The organism is Asaia bogorensis (assembly GCF_900465345.1).
Classification (GTDB): domain Bacteria; phylum Pseudomonadota; class Alphaproteobacteria; order Acetobacterales; family Acetobacteraceae; genus Asaia; species Asaia bogorensis_A.
Window position 1 is genome coordinate 55,343 of record NZ_UEGO01000004.1, and the last position, 18,965, is coordinate 74,307.

Sequence of the window (18,965 nt, forward strand, 5' to 3'; positions counted from 1 at the left end):
TAGCTCAGACGGATTTCTGGCGTTTTTCGGCAGCGCGGCGCCAGAAATTACACAGCACCATGCCCGCAATGCCAGCCAGCATACCGAATGCTGTGGAGCTGAGACGCGTTGGCGGCAACATCGCCATCAGAATGCCGCTTGAGCCCCCAATGGCAAACGCCATCGTACCCAGCAGCGCCGAGGCCGCTCCTGCCTGATGCCCATGATGGGTGAGCGCCAGTACGTTGGCGTTGGGACCAATGAAGCCAAGCGTGAAGGTTGTCGTGATGATCAGCGCGCAAAGCGGCCAAGGGTCACTCTGCCCCACGATATGACTGGCACTGACCGCCAGCAGGATCAGCCCTGACACAAGGCAGGCCACAAGCCCTGCCTGCATGACCGTCGTGAATTCATAGCGATGCGACAGACGCCCGTTGATCTGCGTTGCCAGAATGAACCCGCCAGCATTGATGCCAAAGAAAATGGCAAAGGCGCGGGGCGTGAAACCAAGCAGATGCTCGAACAGGAGCGGTGCGTTGGAGAGATAGGCAAACATCACGAAGGTGCTGAAGCTGGACAGGGCGGCCGAGGACATGAACACAGGCTCACGCACCAGACTGACATAACGGCGCAGGATCTCGACCGGCGGCAGGGCATAACGCCGCTCGGGCGGGAGTGTCTCGGGCATGACGGTCAGCCACAGCCCGGCCAGCAAGGCAGCGGCGACGGCACCCGCCCAGAAGATCAGGCGCCAACTGCCGAAGGCAAGGAAGATACTGCCCAGTGTGGGCGCAAGAATAGGCCCGACGCCAAAGACAAGGGTAAGCTGCGACATCAGGCGCACAGCCTCATGCCCGGTTGCCACATCGCGCACGATGGCACGCGGGATGACGCTCGTGATGGCGCCGCCCAGAGCGGCAACCAGCCGCAGAAGGCAGAACGACCAGTAGGAGCTGGTTGTCGCCAGCGCGATGGTCGCGGCCACATAGATGGCCAGACCCACCACCATAGGCTTGTGTCGGCCAAAGCGATCGGAAAGCGGACCCAGGCAGAACTGCCCGATGGCAAGCCCGATGAACCACGCTGCCAGCGTGAGCTGCGCAGAGCCTGGCCCCTGCCCCAGATCCTGCTCCAGCTGGGGAAAGGCTGGCAGATACATATCGGTCGAGATCGGACCGATCGTACTGACAAGCCCGAGCAGGATGATCTGCCCGGTAGAAAAACGTATGGCGGGTTGGGTCGATGAGGTCAGCACGGGAAAACCGGGTCCAATCAGTCTTGGCCATCGAGACACGAAAACGAACCAAAGGCGCATGGTGCGCCCTGGCCGTCACCCGGAAGGAGGGCTGAGCCCGGTTTCTCAGGGGGAGTCGTGTCTGTCAGACATAGAAACCTCTTCTCCTCCTCCCCTGCCAGAAAGGCAACCAGCCTTTTTGCCCATACGCCCTGTGCCGCCTGCATATAACAGGTTTGTGTGACTGTCTTGTTCTGCTGCGGAGCTTGACCAGCCCCTGCCCCGAGGATTGAGCGCTCTCACTGACGCGACCCGGATCGGAAAACCCTCACCGACGAGCGCTCCATGTCATGACAGGCGACCTTCGTCCTGTTCCTGCCGCGTGGCTCGCACATACAAAAAGAGTGCATCTTTTATTTATACTCATCTCTTTTCTGAGAAATACTATAATAAATATGCCAATTATCTTCTGATTCGATATATCATGTATAGACAAGCCAAATGATGAAATCGCTGATACGCTCTTTTTTGACGTTCATCATGATCATGACCGGAGCGTCCGGTTACGCGTGGGCCAATGCCCTGCCCCACTGCATCAGTCCTCAAGAAGTGGTGTCAGGCACCCGACTGACCATCAATCGCGCCGAAGGATATTTCGACTGGCAAACAACGCATGAGGCATTCAGGTTTCACCCGGTGTTCCACCTCGATTTCGTCTCCTGCATTCCTGATATCGTCTCATTCAATACCGGTGTGTTCGCAACACGTGACCGCCAGATCTTCGAACTCAGTCCACAGGGTTTGAAGCATCGAGGAACTGGCAGGGCCTTCGATCCCGCATTTGACGATCAGGGTGAAACCAGGCGTTGCAACGAATACTCGACAACAGCCGATATCTGCCTTGAGCGCGGTGTCGATCATGCTGTCATCTTCATCGAGAACCATCGCCCGCCCCGGCAACGCATTGAGCTCATCATCTCCAGAACCAGAGCCATACGCAGCTTCGCGTTTCTCCCCTCCCCCGATACGCCCGGAGGGCTCGTCAGTCTGATGATCGATGGGCGCACCGGCCATGATTTCGTCACGGCTAAAATCTGGCTGCAGTCAGAACAGCCATGATCAGGAGGAGGGTCAAGTCCTGCGCAGAAACCGTAGAGGGAACCATCTGCCACCCCCTTTCCAGCACGCAAGCTTTATCCCGTGCCCGGTTTGGGCTACGCCCTGCACAAAGAGAGTTCGCACAGGATAAGAGATCACATGCGCATAGCGATGATTGGCGGCGGTTATGTCGGACTGGTTTCCGGCGCCTGCTTTGCTGAGTTCGGCACCGAGGTCGTGATTGTCGAAGCGGATCAGGACAAGCTGGCCGCGCTCCGCGCCGGGTCCATTCCCATCTACGAACCGGGTCTCGACAAGATTGTCTCGGCCAATGTCGCAGCCGGTCGCCTCAGCTTTACCGATGATCTCGCCACCGCCATCGCGCAGGTCGAGGCTGTCTTCATTGCCGTGGGTACACCGACACGGCGCGGCGACGGCCATGCTGATCTAACCTATGTGTATGAGGCCACGCGCCAGATTGCCCGTCATGCCCGTACGGGTCTGCTGGTTGTGACGAAATCGACCGTGCCAGTGGGCACAGGGCGTGAAGTCGCCCGCATCCTGCGTGAGGAACGCCCCGAACTTACCTTCAGCGTGGCCTCGAACCCGGAATTCCTGCGTGAAGGCAATGCGATCGGGGACTTCATGCGCCCTGATCGCGTCATCATCGGCATTGACGACACCGGCGCCGACAAGGGCGAAACTGCCAGCGCCCTCATGCGCCAGCTCTACCGCCCGCTCTATCTGATCGAGACGCCCATCGTCATGACCGGCCTTGAGACGGCTGAACTGACGAAATACGCTGCCAATGCCTTCCTTGCCATGAAGGTGACCTTCATCAACGAAATGGCCGATCTTTGCGAAAAAGTCGGTGGCAATGTTCATGACGTAGCGCGCGGTATGGGCCTCGACCAGCGCATCGGCCGTAAATTTCTCCATGCGGGGCCGGGCTATGGTGGCTCCTGCTTCCCCAAGGACACACGCGCCCTGACCGCCATTGCCCGTGATGCCGGGGCCCCCTCCCTTCTGGTCGAAGCCACGGTCTCCATCAACGAGTCCCGCAAATCGGCCATGGCCGAACGCGTGATCGCCCTGTGTGGGGGCACGGTCAAAGGCAAGAAATTGGCCGTTCTTGGCCTGACGTTCAAACCCGACACTGATGACATGCGCGAGGCCTCTTCCCTTCCGCTCATTCATCGCCTCGTGGAAGAAGGTGCCATCGTTCAGGCTTTCGATCCGGAAGGTATGAAACCGGCCCGCCCCCTCCTGCCAGAGAGCGTGATCTACGCAAATTCTGCCCAGGAGGCCGCAACGGATGCCGATGCGCTGATCGTCCTGACCGAATGGAACGAGTTCCGCGCCATCCCGCCCGCCAGGCTCAAAGCCGCGATGCGCGGCAGGGTGATTGCCGATTTCCGCAATATCTGGGACCCCGCAACCCTGCGCGACGCAGGGTTCACCTACCGCTCCATCGGGCGCCCCTGAGCGGTCCCGCCCATGAATACGGTGAAGTCAGTTCCCTGACGTCACCGCACCCGGGTCGATCCGGTTTCTGTACCCATGTCCCTGACGCGGTACGGGCAGGAGTTATGCATGGCAGGGGCAACGCCCCCTGCCATGCATAAGTAAAATGGTTCAGATTGCGCGTTTGGCCATAGCAGCGGCACGGGCTGCCGCCTTCTCTTCATCGGTCCAGATCTTGCGCTCGCGTATTTTCGGCACCTTGATCTGCTTGACCGGGCCGCCGCCCAGCACCGGTGCCCGTGCCGTGGAATGGCGTGCTTTCTCGCAATGCCATTCGTGATTTTCATGCACTGTCAGTGCGCGTCCGATCGTGCGCTCCACATCGTGCAACCAGGCGCGCTGCTCGGCATCGCACAGGGTGATGGCCCGCCCGCTCCGTCCCGCACGGCCCGTACGGCCAATACGATGGACATACGCCTCAGGCAGGCTGGGCAGATCGTGATTGACCACATGCGTCACCGTATCGACGTCGATACCGCGTGCGGCAATATCCGTGGCGACAAGAACCCGTGCACGGCCTTCGCGGAATGCTTCGAGCGCCCGTTCGCGCTGACCCTGCGACTTGTTGCCGTGCAGGGCTTCAGCCGTGATGCCCGCTTCGGTAATATGAGAGCAGACCTCATTGGCGATGTTCTTCTGAAGCGTGAACACGACAGCCTGCCCGACATCGGGGGCGCTGAGAAGCGATAGCAGGGCCGCCTTCTTGTGCTCTGCATCGAGAAACATGACTGTCTGCTCGATACGATCCACCGTGGTGGAAGGCGGGGCGATTTCCACCTTCGCCGGATCGCGCAGCAGGCTGTCTACCAGTGCCGCAATGGATTTCGGCATGGTTGCGGAAAAGAGGACCGTGTGGCGCTCAACCGGTGTTGCAGCAACGATCTGCTCGATAGGCTTGGCAAAGCCCATATCGAGCATCTGGTCTGCCTCATCCAGCACAAGAGCTTCGAGAGTGGACAGGTCGCAAAGCCCCTGCTCGATCAGATCCAGCAAACGACCGGGCGCCGCGACGAGAATATCGACGCCTTCCTTCAGCGCATTGACCTGATGAAACTGGCTGACACCCCCAAAGATTGTGGTCACGCTGAAATCCAGATGGCGGCCAAATGCCTCAAACCCATCGGCAATCTGGCTGACCAGTTCACGCGTAGGTGCCAGAACAAGAACACGGGCACCGTTTTTCGGCGCGGGACGTGGGTCAGCAGCCAGGCGATGAAGCAGGGGCAGCGCGAAGGAAGCGGTCTTGCCCGTTCCCGTCTGGGCCATGCCCAGAAGATCACGGCCTTGCAGCAGCAGGGGTATGGATTGCGCCTGGATCGGCGTGGGCGTTTTGTAGCCAGCCTCGGCCAACGCTTTGAGAATAGCGGGCGCAAGGGCCAGTTCGTCGAATGTCATGGTCAAGATAGAACAGCGCCTCCGGCGCACAAATTGGTTGCGCCTTGGCGGGCATTTAGACTGTGGAAGTGCTCTTTTGCGGGCGAATGGTCGTCGCGTCAACGCAATCGCGCATTCATGTCCTTATGGTCATCCATTGTGGCAATAAGGATGCGTTTCACGCTTGTTCTGCCCCTCGCACGATGCCCGGATCAAACTCTCCAGGGAAACGCGCCGGAGTAATACAGCCAATCCAGCAGGGCATTTACACCCCTTGAGGCGACAACAATGCCGAACGCGGGGCAACAGCTTATTCCTACCACCTGTCAAAAAAGCAGCGTGGCACACATCCTGACTGTGTCATCCCTGAAAAACCCCCTGTCGGGATGCATGCTCGCACATCTTCCGAGCGTCGATCGCCCCAACACACGGAGGCAATTTCTCCCAACTTATGGTGGTTTGCACCATATCAAAACGATCAAAGGCAAGCAGCCCTCAGTGATGGTAACTTTGGCATGTTTTTTGCATGATTGAGATCATGATCAAGATCCCACCCCTTTCAGGCTTCGGTTCCGACGGATTTACGGGCGTTACGCTCGGCGAAGCCGTGCGCGCGGAGCAGGTGCCGGAACTGGTAATAGGTCAGCCCCAAAGCCGTAGCGGCCTGCTTCTGGTTGAAGCGTGCGTCACTCAGGGCGTATTCGATCAGGGCACGTTCATAGGCGCGCGTGGCTTCGGTGAAGGTGAGCCCCTCAGGGAGGGAAGCAGGCAAAGGCGCGGATGGGGCTTTACGCGGGGCCGGCGCGGCGGCGTCCTGCACGATGCGCTCCGTCATGACGGGCAGCTTCGTGGCCGTCGCTCCTTCGGGGGCGAGAGGACGCAACCAGTCAGGCCCATTGCGGAAAGGATCGAACACGATGTCATCGAGGGGGCGCTCAGGACGCTCCATACGATAGACGCTGCGCTCCACAACGTTGCGGAGCTCCCGCACATTGCCGGGCCATTCGTACTGCATGAGACGCTCGCGGGCCCTGTCGCTGAACCCGGCGAAAAGCTTGCGACCAAGGCTTGCGGTCATACGGGTGGCGAAATGCTCGCAGAGAATGAGGATATCCTCGTGTCGGGCACGAAGGGGCGGCAGCATGACCACATCGAAGGCGAGACGATCGAGCAGATCGGCTCGAAAATCACCCTTGCGGGCCATGTCGGGCAGGTCGGCATTGGTTGCGCCGATAATGCGGACATCGACATGGATGGTCTCGTTCCCGCCCACGCGCTCGAAGCTGCCATACTCGATGACACGCAGGAGCTTCTCCTGAACCGCCATGGAAGCAGAGGCAATCTCATCGAGGAACAGCGTGCCACCATGCGCCTGTTCGAAACGCGAAAGCCTGCGACGCTGGGCCCCGGTAAAAGCGCCAGCCTCATGACCGAACAGCTCGCTATCGAGAAGGGTATCGGGCAGGGCTGCACAGTTGAGCTTGATAAGCGGCCTGTCCCAGCGCGGCGAGAGCAGAGCCAGTCGTGCGGCCACAAGCTCCTTGCCTGTACCGCGCTCGCCGATGATCAGCGCCGGCCGATCGAGCGGTGCGAGACGCGAGATATGGTCGAGCATCTCCAGAAACGCGGGAGATTGTCCGATCGGTGTCGGGTTTTCTTCGTTTCTGGCAGATCGCGCCATTTTCTGGCCAGTCTCATCCGTGGTGTTGCAAGAACTCTATCTTTCACCCCGGATCGTTACGCTTGCAAGAGAAGCCTGTGTTCTCCTGCCCCGATTTCCTGTTAAATTCGTTCCAGCAAAGAAAGATCGTCACATGGGTATCTTCTCCCGCCTTGCGGATATTGTGAACTCCAACCTCAACGCCATACTGGCCAGCGCCGAAGACCCGGAGAAAATGATCCGGCTGATCATCCAGGAGATGGAAGACACGCTGGTCGAGGTGCGCAGCCAGGCTGTCACCATGATTGCCGAGCGCAAGGGGCTTGAGCGTCGTGCACGCACGATGGTGCAGGAGGAAGACGAATGGCTGCGCAAGGCCGAACTGGCCCTGACCCGCGACCGCGAAGATCTGGCCAAGGGCGCACTTGCCGCCAAGGCCACCATCGAGCAGTCGCGCAAGACGCTGGAGCAGCAGATTGCACAGGTCAATGAAAGCCTTGACCAGCAGCATGACGATATTGGCAAGCTGCAGGCCAAGCTGGCGGACGCGAAATCCCGCGAAAAATCGCTTTCGCTGCGCCACAAGGCTGCGACCAATCGCATCAAGACACGCGAGCGCCTGTATGACACGCGCGTGGAAAATGCCTTCAACCGCTTCGAACAGGTCGAGCGTGCGCTTGACGCCCTTGAGGGGAAGGCCGAAGCCTATGATCTCGGCCGTGGCCCCGGTGGCACGCGCAAGCCAAGCCTGCAGGAAGAACTGGCGGGCCTCGAAACCGATATGGCGGTCGAGAACGAACTCGAAGCGCTGCGCGCCCGGATCAAGAGCCGCCAGGGATGAGGACAAGCATGAGACGCGTTGCAAGCAAGGATAGGCCGTCATGAGTCATGGTTCCGGAACCGATCTGGGTGATCTGATCGGCCTCGCTGCGGTTGTGATGCCCTTCGTCATGGTCATGTATATCGTGACCATCCGTGCGCGTTCGAAGGCGACGGCCAGCAAATTGCAGGAATCGGATCTCGCTGCGCTCAATATGGCGCATGTGCAGGCACGCCGCCTTGAAGAACGCGTCGACCAGCTCGAGCGTATTCTGGACGAGGATGTCCCTGGCTGGAGAACGCGGAGCTTTTCATGATGGCAGACTGTCTGTATCGCCGCCCCGCCGGTCGCCACACGCGCCGCGTGGCGCTTGCGGCCCTGCTTCTGGCTGGCCTGGCACCGCTCGGGCCGGGAGGAGCCGGGTTTGACGGCCATGCCATGGCTGCACCGGCTCATGCCGGTTCGCCCGTTGTGATGGATGCGGAGGATCTCGATCTCAGCGTGCCCTGCCTGGGGCGCTTCGAGATCATGGTCGATCCGGCCATGAGCGACGGGGTATCGATCGACAGCTCTCCCTCAGGTGGGGCGCATCTGACCATGCGCACAGGCAAGACGCAGGGATCGTCCAAGGTTCTGATCACCAGCCGGACCTGTGCTCCCAGTGCTCGCGTCTCCATTCTGGTCGCGCCGAATGTCGGGGTGATGATCCATGACAGTCATGACACGCATATCATCATTCACGGCACGTTGGCCTCGCTGGAGGCCAGCCTCGAAGCCGGACAACTCGATGCCGACACCATCCAGTCGCTCGATCTGAGCCTGCGTGGCACCGAGCAGGTCCATATCGCCAGCCTCAACCGCGCCGCTCAGGTGGTTGAGACCGGGGCTTCGGGTCTTGTCGTCGATCACGCCGATCTCGATGCCTTTTCGGCACAGCTTTCTGAGACCAGCCATCTGACGGTGACGGATGGCCGTTTCGACGTGTTGACCCTCATGGTCGAAAATGCCGCCAGCGCCCGCCTTGGGGGGAGCGCCAATACGGCCACCGTCTCCGCCTCGGGCACAGGGCTCGTCGCCATACCAAAGGTGAGCGGTGCCCTGACACGCACGGGCAACGTGCAGATCGGCCCGGTCGCATCGCCACCGCCCGATGCGGGATCACCACCCCAGAGCCCCTCTGCTCCGACAGCCGCGCCGCCAGCCCCCCCGGTTCCCGGGGACAAGACCCTGCCGCAGGATCATGCCGCGCAAGGAAGCGTTCCCCAGGATAGCGCTACCCCGAGCGGCGTCCCTCAGAGCGGCGCCACAACGGGAGGCGCTTTCCCTGCCGGAATACCGCAGGGCCGCCCCGTGCAAGGCAATGGGGTTTCTGGCCCGACACAAATTGCCCCGCAGGGCATGATGCCCCCGAGCACGCCGCCCCTTCCCCCGGAAACATCAGGCCAGACTGTGCCGACACCGCCCACACCGGCACCTGCTACGGGGAATCCGGGCCAGAGCGGCACGGTAACAGCACCCGCTACGGGCTCGACTTCGGGCATCGCTACGTCCCCTTCCGCCTCTGTGGCGACGGTGCCGAACACGAGTGCTTCGCCCCAGAGCCCAGCAGCGAACACATCTGGAGTAACCAACAATGCTCCGAATAGCGCCGGGCAGCCCTCAGGCACGGACACGCCCGCCAGCTTACCGGATGCAGCGCCCGCCACGCAGCCCGTGACGAATGGCGCAGCCCAGACCATTCCGCAGGATTCCTCAGGCGCGGCGACGCGCACGACAGGGAGCGTCACGCCCGCCACCCCTGCCGCTCCCTCCGCATCAAAGGGAGATCAGACGAGGTGATCCGCCTGCCCCTGTCCCGCTATCCGTATGCAGCCGTGAGCCGGATCCTGCCACAGGTCATAGGCCTTATGGGTCTGTGCATCCTGCTTCCCATCACGGCCCTTGCCGATCCGACACTTTCGAGTTCGGCCCTTTCGAGCGCGACCACGCCTCAGGCGCTTCTTGACGCCGCCCCCTATACGCTGCGCCTGAACACCTCATGCACGTCGTCCATCACGATCGAGGGGGCCAGCGAGGGTCAGGGTGACGCTGCCCTGCTGGAGGACCGGGATGGCGGGCAGATGGCAGGGCTGACGATTGCCGGCTCAGGCCATGAAACAACTGTCGATGGCAATCAGTGCGAGCGTGCCTCGACCCTGCATGTCAGGCCGGGTACAGCCATCATCGCGGTCATGCGTGGCTTTGGTTCGCTGCATATTTCCGGCGTCAACGGGCCGGTTTCGCTCACACAGCGTGGCAGCGGCACGATTTCCATCGATCAGGCAACGGCGCTGGTTCTGAACGAGAACGGCTTTGGCAGTTTGCGGCTCGGCTGGCTGAACGGCCCCGCCACCCTGACCACCTCAGGCAGCGGCAGTGTCACGATTGCCCGCGTAGATGCCTCACATCTTGCAGCGGATTCGGGCGGATTTGGCTCTATCACCCTTAATGCCGGGACCATCGGGGCACTCAACGCCGATATTCATGGCTCCGGGCATCTGAAATTCGGTGGGACTGTCGGCACGGCAAACCTTGTCGCTTCGGGCTATGGCGGGATCGACATCGACAGGGTAACGGGCGAACTGCATCAGGAAGCCCATTCGCCAGCGACGATTTCACTCAATCATGCGTCGACCTTCCGCAAATCGTCTCATGCAAGCCATGCTATCCTCACCCTGCCTGATGGCACCGTCATCACGGCCCATAGTCTGACGCGGCCCGACGGCACGGTTATCAGCTTTGACAATGATGAAAGCGGCGACCGGGCCACAGCCGGTGATGATGCGACAACGCGTCACGGCCAGCGGCGATGGCTGGGCTGGGGCCTCCTGGCGCTGCTCCTTATCGTGTTCCGTCGGCGTATCGCAGGCTTCGTACCGGTGGATTTTCTGTCGCGCATCCGGCGTTCTGCCGGCTCGTCCCATGCGCCCCAGCCCTTGGCTGCGAGCGCGCCGGAAATTGCCACACTGGAAGCCCGTTTGCAGCGTCTCGACAAACGCGTGAGCGATATCGAGCAATGCGTGACCTCACGCAATTTCCACCTGCATCGCGAATTTCATCATCTCGTCAGAAATCACGGGTGATGCAGAGCGTGCCTGGCGGCGACAGGACAACCGACGCCTGCGCGCAGTCAGCGGGTCCGAACTGCGGCCCCATGAAAGAAGGACAGACGTCATGAGCCGTATCAGCCTGGGCGTTTTTCTCGTCCTGACCATATCGCCCGCCCTTGCAGAAACGAGCTTGCCCACGACACCTGAGGCCGCACTCGCCGCCGCACCCTATACGCTGCATATCGAGGCGGGATGCGCCGCCCGTATTCACGTCCGGGGTGCCGGGGCGCTCCAGCAGAATGCCGACATGCGGGAGGTGCCGGCGGGTCTCTCCTTCGAGGCAGGTCACCACGACGCGTGGCTGACCGGCAATGCCTGCGGTCAGGATGCCACAATTCAGTTGCGGGAGGGGGCAGCCATCGTCTCCACCGCGATGAATTACGACAAACTGGATATCGACTGGGTCAACGGGCCGCTTTCCCTGCGTCAGGGCCGGGGCGATATTTCGGTCGACAAGGCGAGCGCCCTTCTGCTGAGGGGCAGCGGTCCTGGCGCCCTTTCCCTAGGCACACTGACCGGGCCGGCCATTCTTGCCACCTCCGGGCCGGGCGAGGCGCAAATCGATACCGCGACTGCGCCCTCGGTCGTGATCGGCACGACCGGCCCCGGCGATGTCGTCATACGCGGTGGCACTATCGACCAGCTTGCCGTGTCGCTGTCCGGTCCGGGTGACGCCATCTTTGACGGCGTGGCGCGCAACGCCACGCTACGCACCAGCGCTTCGGGCGATATCCGTGTGCATCAGGTACTGGGAGACGAGCACGCCCATTCGAGCGCGAGCGGCAGTATCGAAATTGCCATGCCGTCCGGCCATGGCGAGCGCTTTACCGGCAAGGTGCGCGACAGCAACACTAATAATGGCACCCGCATCACGCCCGACGACATGCGTCTGGCCGATGGGACACGCATCAACAGCCATCGCCTGATCAAGCCAGATGGTACGATCATTGATTTCGATGCGCTGCGTCGCATGGGGAGCGAGAGCGTTCACGTCTCCACCCCCGAACCGCCTGAGCCTCCAGAGCCGCCGGAGCCACCAGAACCTCCCGAGCCACCGGCAGCGTCAGTCACGTCGGGAACGACCCATGTCAGCACGCAACATACGCCCTCCAGCCCATACACATTCGGAATGACCCTACCTACACTGTCCGATAACGGCAGCATGGCCTCCGGGCTGGTTGCGCTGAGTGCGCTGGCCATTGCCTTGATGCGTCGGCGTCTCATCCCGAAGATCATCGCGGCCCTTCAAAGCCACAATCCGGCACTTGCCCGCAAAGTCGAGCCTTTCCTTCTGTCACTCATGACCCGTGTGTCAGACCCGATGCCACAAACCCAGCTTCCGCAGTTGCTTGATCTGACAGAGCGTCTGCAAAAGCTCGACAGGCGTGTAGGGGCCGTTGAGACCTGCGTCACCTCGCGCGACTTCCACCTGCATACGCAGTTTCGCGATCTGGACCGCCGTCAGAACGGAGCCTGACCGCGCCTTCTGACGCACAGGCCCTGCCGTTCGGAAACGCCTGAGAGGGCTGACAGAATTCAGCCCTCTCACACCCTGTCTCCCCAATCCGGTCTGTTGCAACTGCCATGCGCAGAAAGGCAGACGATTGGGGTGCATCCTCGCGTCACAGAGGGCTTTGACGTAGCGCGTCAGGCAGGCTAGGGCTTGAAGCATGACCTTCCCTGATGGCAGCTGCTGACCGTGAATTTCCTACTCGATCCCGTTGCGGCCATCGGGCGTGCCTTCCTCGGCATCGTGCGCAAGGCTGGTGCTCTGGCGCTTTTTGCCTTGGCAGGCCTGTCGCATCTGCTGCGACCGCCCTTCTACTGGGGCGTGTTCTTCAACAGCCTGATTGAAATCGCCTTCTATTCGCTGCCAGTCGTGGCGCTGACCGCGATTTTCTCAGGCGGCGTGATCGCGCTTCAGTCCTATGCAGGCTTCGCCCAGTACCATGTACAGAGCGCCATTGCTGGAATCGTCGTTCTGGCTGTAGTGCGTGAACTTGGCCCGGTTCTGGCCGGTCTGATGGTGGCGGGCCGCGTCGGCGCAGCCATGTCAGCCGAGATCGGCACCATGCGCGTGACTGACCAGATCGACGCGCTGCGCACCCTTTCGACCGACCCGATGAAGTATCTGGTCACGCCGCGCCTTCTGGCTGGTACGCTGGCCCTGCCCTTTCTGGTGCTTATTGCCGATATTCTGGGCGTGCTCGGCGGCTTTACCGTTTCGGTTTCCAAGCTCGGCTTTGACCCGCAGAACTACATTATTGCCACGTTCAACGCGCTCAAGCCGCTGGACGTGCTGGTCGGTCTTTCCAAGGCGGCCGTGTTCGGGTTCATCATCAGCCTGATGGGCTGCTATCATGGCTATACCAGCCGTGGCGGCGCCGAGGGTGTGGGATCGGCCACCACGGCAGCGGTCGTTGCTGCCTCGATCCTGCTTCTCGCTTTCGATTACCTCCTGACGGATCTGTTCTTCGCCCAATGAGCGCCCTGCCCAAGATCCGCATTCGCGGCCTGACCAAATCCTTCGGCTCCAAAACCGTTCTGGATGGCATCGACCTCGATGTCGAAGCCGGAACGTCAATGGTGATTATCGGTGGTTCAGGCAGTGGCAAATCGGTGCTTCTGCGCTGCATCCTCGGTCTGATCACCCCGGATTCCGGCACGATCGAGATCGACGGTGAAAACGTGCTTACTGCTTCCCCCGCACGACGCGATGCCCTTGTCGAACAGATTGGCATGCTGTTCCAGAATGCTGCGCTGTTCGACAGCATGAGCGTGGCCGATAACATCGTGTTCGGCCTGCGCGCCAAAGGCCGCGGCAAGGCTCATCGCTTGAGCGCGGCACAAGCCCGTGCCCAGGCCGGTGATATTCTCAAGCAGGTCGGGCTCGATCCCTCAGTCGGGGCACTCGCGCCCTCCGAGCTGTCGGGCGGTATGCAAAAGCGCGTGGGGCTTGCCCGCGCCATTGCAGGCACACCCAACATCCTGTTCTTCGACGAGCCGACAACGGGCCTCGACCCCATCATGGGGGCTGTGATTGACGGGCTGATCGTGGATTGTGTCAAACGCCTTGGCTCGACCGCTATTGCCATCACCCATGACATGGCCTCGGCGCAGCGTATCGGCGACCGTGCGGCTATGCTCTATCATGGCAAACTTGTCTGGCAGGGGCTGGCGTCAGAACTGATGAACAGCGGAAACGCGATGGTCGATCAGTTTACCCATGGCCGCAAGGACGGACCGATCGGTATGGAACTGCGGCGTTAGAGGATAAAGAGGCGTTCTTTTTTGCAAAAAAGAACCAAAAAACTCTTTTCCGTGGAGGGGATCAAACCCCCCGGTTTTTCTCTGACTAGAATCTGAGAGTCTTTTTGCTTCTTTCTCCTCGGAAAAAGAAGAACCTCCTCCCCGTTCTTGTTATGTTTCCCCATCTGCCCTATCTTCCGATCTGAACCCCAGACCGGAAGATGTTCCTCATGGCCAAGCGTCCCACAGCCCGTTTCGTATGTCAGGCCTGTGGGGCAGTCACCAGCAAATGGTCGGGTCGCTGCGATGCCTGTGGCGAGTGGAACACCATTGTTGAAGAGGCCGTCGAGCCCACCAGTCGTGAAACACGCAAGCGTGCCGGTCGCCTCACGCTCATGCATCTGGATGGCGATCTCACTCCCCCGCCACGCATCCAGACTTCGATCGCCGAATTCGATCGCGTGCTCGGCGGCGGTCTCGTTCCGGCCTCTGTTGTGCTGGTGGGCGGTGATCCGGGCATTGGCAAATCCACGCTTCTGCTTCAGGCCACCTGCGCCCTGGCGCAGGCCGGCCGGCGCGTTCTGTATGTGTCGGGCGAAGAAGCGGTGGACCAGATACGCCTGCGCGCGCGCCGTCTGAAACTCGATGCGCCGACACTCGATCTGGCAGCCAGTATCAATGTGTCCGAGATTGCAGGTTCGCTGGAGCAGGACCGCGTTCATCATGTGGTAGTTATCGACTCGATCCAGACCATGTGGCTCGAGACCATCGAGAGCGCGCCGGGCTCTGTCGCTCAGGTGCGCGCCTGCGCTTTTGAGCTGATCCGACTGGCCAAGACGGTCGGGTTCTCGCTCGTTCTGGTCGGTCATGTCACCAAGGAAGGCGCGTTGGCAGGCCCACGCGTGCTCGAACACATGGTCGATGCCGTCATGTATTTCGAAGGCGATCGCGGTCACCAGTTCCGCATCCTGCGCGCCGCCAAGAACCGCTTTGGTGCGACAGACGAGATTGGCGTGTTCGCCATGACCGATACAGGACTGACGGAGGTCCCCAACCCCTCGGCCCTGTTTCTGGCAGAGCGGCGCGGCAATATTGCGGGATCGGCGGTTTTTGCCGGCATGGAGGGTACACGCCCCGTCCTGCTGGAAATTCAGGCCCTTGTCTCGCCCAAGGCCGGTGAAGGCGCAGCCAGACGTGCAGTGGTCGGATGGGAAACGGCGCGACTGAACATGCTTCTGGCTGTTCTTGAGGCCCGCTGCGGCCTCAAGATGGCTGGAATGGATGTGCACCTCAACATTGCGGGCGGCCTGCGGATCAGTGAGCCCGCCTGCGATATGGCGGTTGCAGCTGCATTGATCTCGGCCGCGACGGGCGTACCGACATCGGCGGGCTCAACCTATTTCGGCGAGGTCGGGCTGTCCGGTGAGGTGCGTCAGGTTTCGCAAACGGATCTTCGCCTCAAGGAGGCCCAGAAACTCGGCTTCGCACAGGCTATCCTCCCCCGGCGTGTGGCCAGCGGAGGTGCTCGCCCGAAACCTCCTGAAGGTCTGGCGCTGAAAGAAATCGGTCATCTGAACGATCTGGTGGAGCTGTTCCAGCCGCTTGACGAGTAAGCGCATCGTCCTGAGCCGTCGGGCAATGAGCGTCCGCATAGGATGTGCCGAACAGGTGCAAAAGACTGCCCGGTAACCGGGGCACCCGCTCCTTTTCAGGCCTCGTGCGCAATCACCGCGCCAGGGTCGGCGTTATGGTAGCGGCAACCTCATAAGCACGGGATTTTTGAAAAGCCACGATCATGTGGCCCGAGCAGGACCGCGACACACCTGTTCCCACCGCCCTTGCAAAACCTGTTCAGGCCTGCTTCCTGACCGGAGAAGAACCGCAACTCAGAACCCGAAAAGGGCGAGGCAGGATTTAGGACGCATGACCCGAACACTGGTGGCTGAAACGCAGCAGGACATTGTGGTCAAGAAGAGCCTGTTTCGTGTCCATGCTGCGCCGATTGCCCATGAAGCCGAGGCACTGGCTTTTTTCGAGCGCGTGCGTGTGCCAGACGCCACCCATAATTGCTGGGCATGGCGCATTGGAGGGCGGTATCGCAGCTTCGATGATGGCGAGCCGGGTGGCACGGCTGGACGCCCCATTCTGCAGGCCATCGACTCACAGGAATTCGACCGGGTGGCGGTCATTGTCGTGCGCTGGTTCGGTGGCATCAAGCTGGGCGCTGGCGGCCTCGTGCGCGCCTATGGCGGGGCAGCGGCTTCCTGCCTGAAACAGGGCGAGGCGGTTGAGATCGTGCCTATGCAACGTCTTGGCTTTCATGCCTCGTTCAGCCTGCTGCCCATCGTACAGGCCAGGCTGGCGGAGTGGGAGGCCACTCAGGAGAGCTGCTGCTTCGATGAGACCGGGGCCACGCTCTCGCTCGACATCCCTCTCTCACGCTCCGGGGCTGTGCAGGCTGTTCTGCAGGATCTTCTGCGTGGCGGCCCGATCCGCGTGCTGGATGATGATGAGCAGGACCATCCCGGTGACCAGGATAATCCGGTACGATAGTGGAACATCATGCGGGCGGTTTGACGCCTCTTCGTTTCCTTCCTACGGTAACATATCATGTTACGATCGTAGGATCCTTGTTCATGCCCGTTTTCAGACACGCTGCGGCTCTGGCAGCTGTTGCCCTCCCCCTTCTGTCTTCCACGGCGCTGGCAGCCCCTGCCAACCCGCTGTTTCAGGCAAGCCCGCTACCCTATCAGGCGCCCCCCTTCGACAAGATCAAGGACAGTGATTACGTCCCGGCCTTTGAAAAGGGTATGGCCGACCAGCTGAAGGAAATGCAGGCGATTGCCAATAACAAGGCTGCGCCGACCTTCGACAACACCATTGTCGCCATGGAGCGTTCGGGCCAGTTGCTGAACCGCGCCCAGAGCGTGTTCTACGGTGTTTATTCGGCGGACAAGGACGACGCCATGGACGCTATCGACAGCAAGGAAGCGCCCAAGCTCAGCCAGCATCAGGACGAGATCTATCTCAATCCCAAGCTCTTCCACCGCGTCAAAACCCTTTATGACAACCGCGCCAAGCTGAACCTGAACGCCGAGCAGGCGATGTTGCTGGAGGTTTACTACCAGCAGTTCGTCCATTCGGGCGCTGAGCTGAATCATGCCGACCAGCAGAAGCTGCGCGCCATCAATACCCAGCTGTCCAAACTCGAAACCGCCTATAATCAGAAGCTGATTGCCAGCGCCAAGGCCGGCGCTCTGGTTGTGGACAAGAAAGAGGCGCTCGCCGGGCTCGATGACGGCGCCGTTGCTTCTGCCCAGAAGGCCGCCGAAGGGCGCAAGTTGGCAGGTAAATATGTCCTGCCGCTGCAGAACACGACGCAACAGCCCGATCTCGCGTCTCTGAGCGACCGTAGCACGCGTGAAGCCCTGTTCAACCAGAGCTGGACCCGTGCGGAAAAGGGCGACGCCAACGACACCCGCCAGACGATTGCAGAAATCGCCCAGCTGCGCGCCGAAAAGGCCGCCCTGTTCGGTTACCCAAATTACGCTGCCTATACGCTGTATGACCAGATGGCCAAGACGCCAGCGGCTGTGAACAGCTTCATCCACCAACTCGTGCCGGCAACGGCGGCCGAACAGCATCGTGAGGCTGCAGAGCTGCAAAAGGCCATCGGTGAAGATCATCAGAGTTTCACACTCAAGCCGTGGGACTGGAATTACTACGCCGAGCGCGTCCGCAAGCAGAAATTCGACCTCAACCAGAATGACGTGAAGCCGTATTTCGAGCTGCACACCGTGCTGACAGATGGCGTATTCTATGCAGCGAACCAGCTTTACGGAATCACCTTCGAACCCCGCAAGGACATCCCGGTCTATAACCCTGATGTCATGGTCTTCGAAGTCAAGGACAAGGACGGCTCGCCGCTTGGCCTGATGTATTTCGACTATTTCAAGCGCGACAACAAATCGGGTGGCGCCTGGATGTCGAATTTCGTGGGTCAGAGCGACCTGCTGAAAACGCGTCCGGTAATCTATAACGTGGCGAACTTCACCAAGGCGGCGCCCGGCCAGCCGCAGCTGATCACGTCAGACGATGTGACGACCATGTTCCATGAATTCGGTCATGCGCTGCATGGTCTGTTTGCAAGCCAGACCTACCCCACGCTTTCCGGTACGGCGGTTGCGCGCGATTTCGTCGAGTTCCCCTCGCAGTTCAACGAGAACTGGGCGATGGACCCGAAGGTGTTCGCCCATTATGCCCGCCACTACAAGACCGGCGCCCCGATGCCGGCCGAGCTGGTCGCCAAGATCAAGAAAGCCGCACATTTCAATCAGGGCTATGCACTGGGTGAAATCGTGGCTGCGGCGCAGCTCGACATGTCATGGCACGGCCTCTCGGCCGATGCGCCGCGTCAGGATGTGGATCAGTTCGAAGCCAAGGCACTCAACGAGACCGGCCTCGATGTCGCGAACGTTCCGCCGCGCTATCGTTCAAGCTACTTCCTGCATATCTGGGGCAATGGATACTCGGCGGGATATTACGCTTATCTCTGGACCGAAATGCTCGATCAGGATGTGTTCTCGTGGTTCCAGTCACATGGCGGCCTGACCCGTGAAAACGGCCAGCGCTTCCGTGACATGATCCTGTCCAAGGGTCACACCATGGATTACGGCCCAATGTTCAAGGCCTTCTACGGCAAGGACCCTGAAATCGGTCCGATGCTGGCCCATCGTGGCCTGCTGCCTGACGCGAAGTAAAACATATCTCCCGGCTCTCATAGCGATACAATGAGAGCCGGGACGCCGGGTCAATCATTCGACCGGCAATGCCTACCCAATTGTCGGCCCCGCATCAGCAACGCCAATCGCCCTGAGC

General features: G+C 60.7%; 15 protein-coding genes. 12 read left to right on the top strand and 3 right to left on the bottom strand.

Translation table 11 applies throughout. From position 1 onward, the window contains the following. Positions 1 to 4: 4 nt before the first annotated feature. A complete protein-coding gene (locus ED655_RS02290) occupies positions 5 to 1,294 on the bottom strand; it encodes a multidrug effflux MFS transporter (RefSeq protein WP_122048809.1) in 1,290 nt (429 codons plus the stop codon). A 465-nt stretch (positions 1,295 to 1,759) separates the two neighbouring features. Here ED655_RS02290 and ED655_RS02295 point away from each other — a divergent pair, with 465 nt between their 5' ends. Both ED655_RS02295 and ED655_RS02300 read left to right on the top strand, forming a co-directional pair. Then, positions 1,760 to 2,332 (top strand): hypothetical protein, encoded by a 573-nt coding sequence (locus tag ED655_RS02295; RefSeq protein WP_162993350.1) that lies wholly within the window; start codon positions 1,760 to 1,762, stop codon positions 2,330 to 2,332. Between the two features lie 138 nt (positions 2,333 to 2,470). Beyond that, positions 2,471 to 3,796 (top strand): UDP-glucose dehydrogenase family protein, encoded by a 1,326-nt coding sequence (locus ED655_RS02300; protein ID WP_205835967.1) that lies wholly within the window; start codon positions 2,471 to 2,473, stop codon positions 3,794 to 3,796. Between the two features lie 150 nt (positions 3,797 to 3,946). Here ED655_RS02300 and ED655_RS02305 read toward each other — a convergent pair whose 3' ends face one another. Together ED655_RS02305 and pspF are read right to left on the bottom strand one after the other, a co-directional pair. Further along, positions 3,947 to 5,230, bottom strand: a complete 1,284-nt coding sequence (locus ED655_RS02305; protein ID WP_205835973.1) for a DEAD/DEAH box helicase — start codon at positions 5,228 to 5,230, stop codon at positions 3,947 to 3,949. A gap of 538 nt (positions 5,231 to 5,768) precedes the next feature. Beyond that, the gene (gene pspF, locus ED655_RS02310; protein ID WP_122048812.1) at positions 5,769 to 6,890 is read right to left on the bottom strand and encodes a phage shock protein operon transcriptional activator; all 1,122 of its coding nucleotides are present in this window, start codon (positions 6,888 to 6,890) and stop codon (positions 5,769 to 5,771) included. A gap of 133 nt (positions 6,891 to 7,023) precedes the next feature. Here pspF and pspA point away from each other — a divergent pair, with 133 nt between their 5' ends. From pspA to ED655_RS02375, 10 genes are all read left to right on the top strand, one after another. Further along, a complete protein-coding gene (gene pspA, locus ED655_RS02315) occupies positions 7,024 to 7,710 on the top strand; it encodes a phage shock protein PspA (RefSeq protein WP_023979662.1) in 687 nt (228 codons plus the stop codon). A 40-nt stretch (positions 7,711 to 7,750) separates the two neighbouring features. Then, the gene (pspB, locus tag ED655_RS02320; protein ID WP_122038574.1) at positions 7,751 to 8,005 is read left to right on the top strand and encodes an envelope stress response membrane protein PspB; all 255 of its coding nucleotides are present in this window, start codon (positions 7,751 to 7,753) and stop codon (positions 8,003 to 8,005) included. Further along, the gene (locus ED655_RS02325) at positions 8,002 to 9,528 is read left to right on the top strand and encodes a hypothetical protein (RefSeq protein ID WP_122048813.1); all 1,527 of its coding nucleotides are present in this window, start codon (positions 8,002 to 8,004) and stop codon (positions 9,526 to 9,528) included. The genes pspB and ED655_RS02325 overlap by 4 nt, the downstream gene beginning before the upstream one ends. After that, positions 9,525 to 10,811, top strand: a complete 1,287-nt coding sequence (locus ED655_RS02330; protein ID WP_122048814.1) for a GIN domain-containing protein — start codon at positions 9,525 to 9,527, stop codon at positions 10,809 to 10,811. The genes ED655_RS02325 and ED655_RS02330 overlap by 4 nt, the downstream gene beginning before the upstream one ends. A 91-nt stretch (positions 10,812 to 10,902) precedes the next feature. After that, positions 10,903 to 12,315 (top strand): head GIN domain-containing protein, encoded by a 1,413-nt coding sequence (locus ED655_RS15435; protein WP_162993351.1) that lies wholly within the window; start codon positions 10,903 to 10,905, stop codon positions 12,313 to 12,315. Positions 12,316 to 12,537: 222 nt separating this feature from the next. Beyond that, entirely contained in the window at positions 12,538 to 13,323 is a 786-nt protein-coding gene (locus tag ED655_RS02350; RefSeq protein ID WP_023979657.1) for an MlaE family ABC transporter permease, read from the top strand. Further along, a complete protein-coding gene (locus ED655_RS02355) occupies positions 13,320 to 14,108 on the top strand; it encodes an ABC transporter ATP-binding protein (RefSeq protein ID WP_122038579.1) in 789 nt (262 codons plus the stop codon). Before ED655_RS02350 ends, ED655_RS02355 begins: the two co-directional genes overlap by 4 nt. A 209-nt stretch (positions 14,109 to 14,317) precedes the next feature. Then, the gene (radA, locus tag ED655_RS02360; protein ID WP_062165648.1) at positions 14,318 to 15,700 is read left to right on the top strand and encodes a DNA repair protein RadA; all 1,383 of its coding nucleotides are present in this window, start codon (positions 14,318 to 14,320) and stop codon (positions 15,698 to 15,700) included. A gap of 310 nt (positions 15,701 to 16,010) precedes the next feature. Continuing rightward, the gene (locus ED655_RS02370) at positions 16,011 to 16,640 is read left to right on the top strand and encodes an IMPACT family protein (protein WP_122048819.1); all 630 of its coding nucleotides are present in this window, start codon (positions 16,011 to 16,013) and stop codon (positions 16,638 to 16,640) included. Positions 16,641 to 16,723: 83 nt separating this feature from the next. Continuing rightward, the gene (locus tag ED655_RS02375; protein WP_122048960.1) at positions 16,724 to 18,847 is read left to right on the top strand and encodes a M3 family metallopeptidase; all 2,124 of its coding nucleotides are present in this window, start codon (positions 16,724 to 16,726) and stop codon (positions 18,845 to 18,847) included. Positions 18,848 to 18,965: the final 118 nt, after the last annotated feature.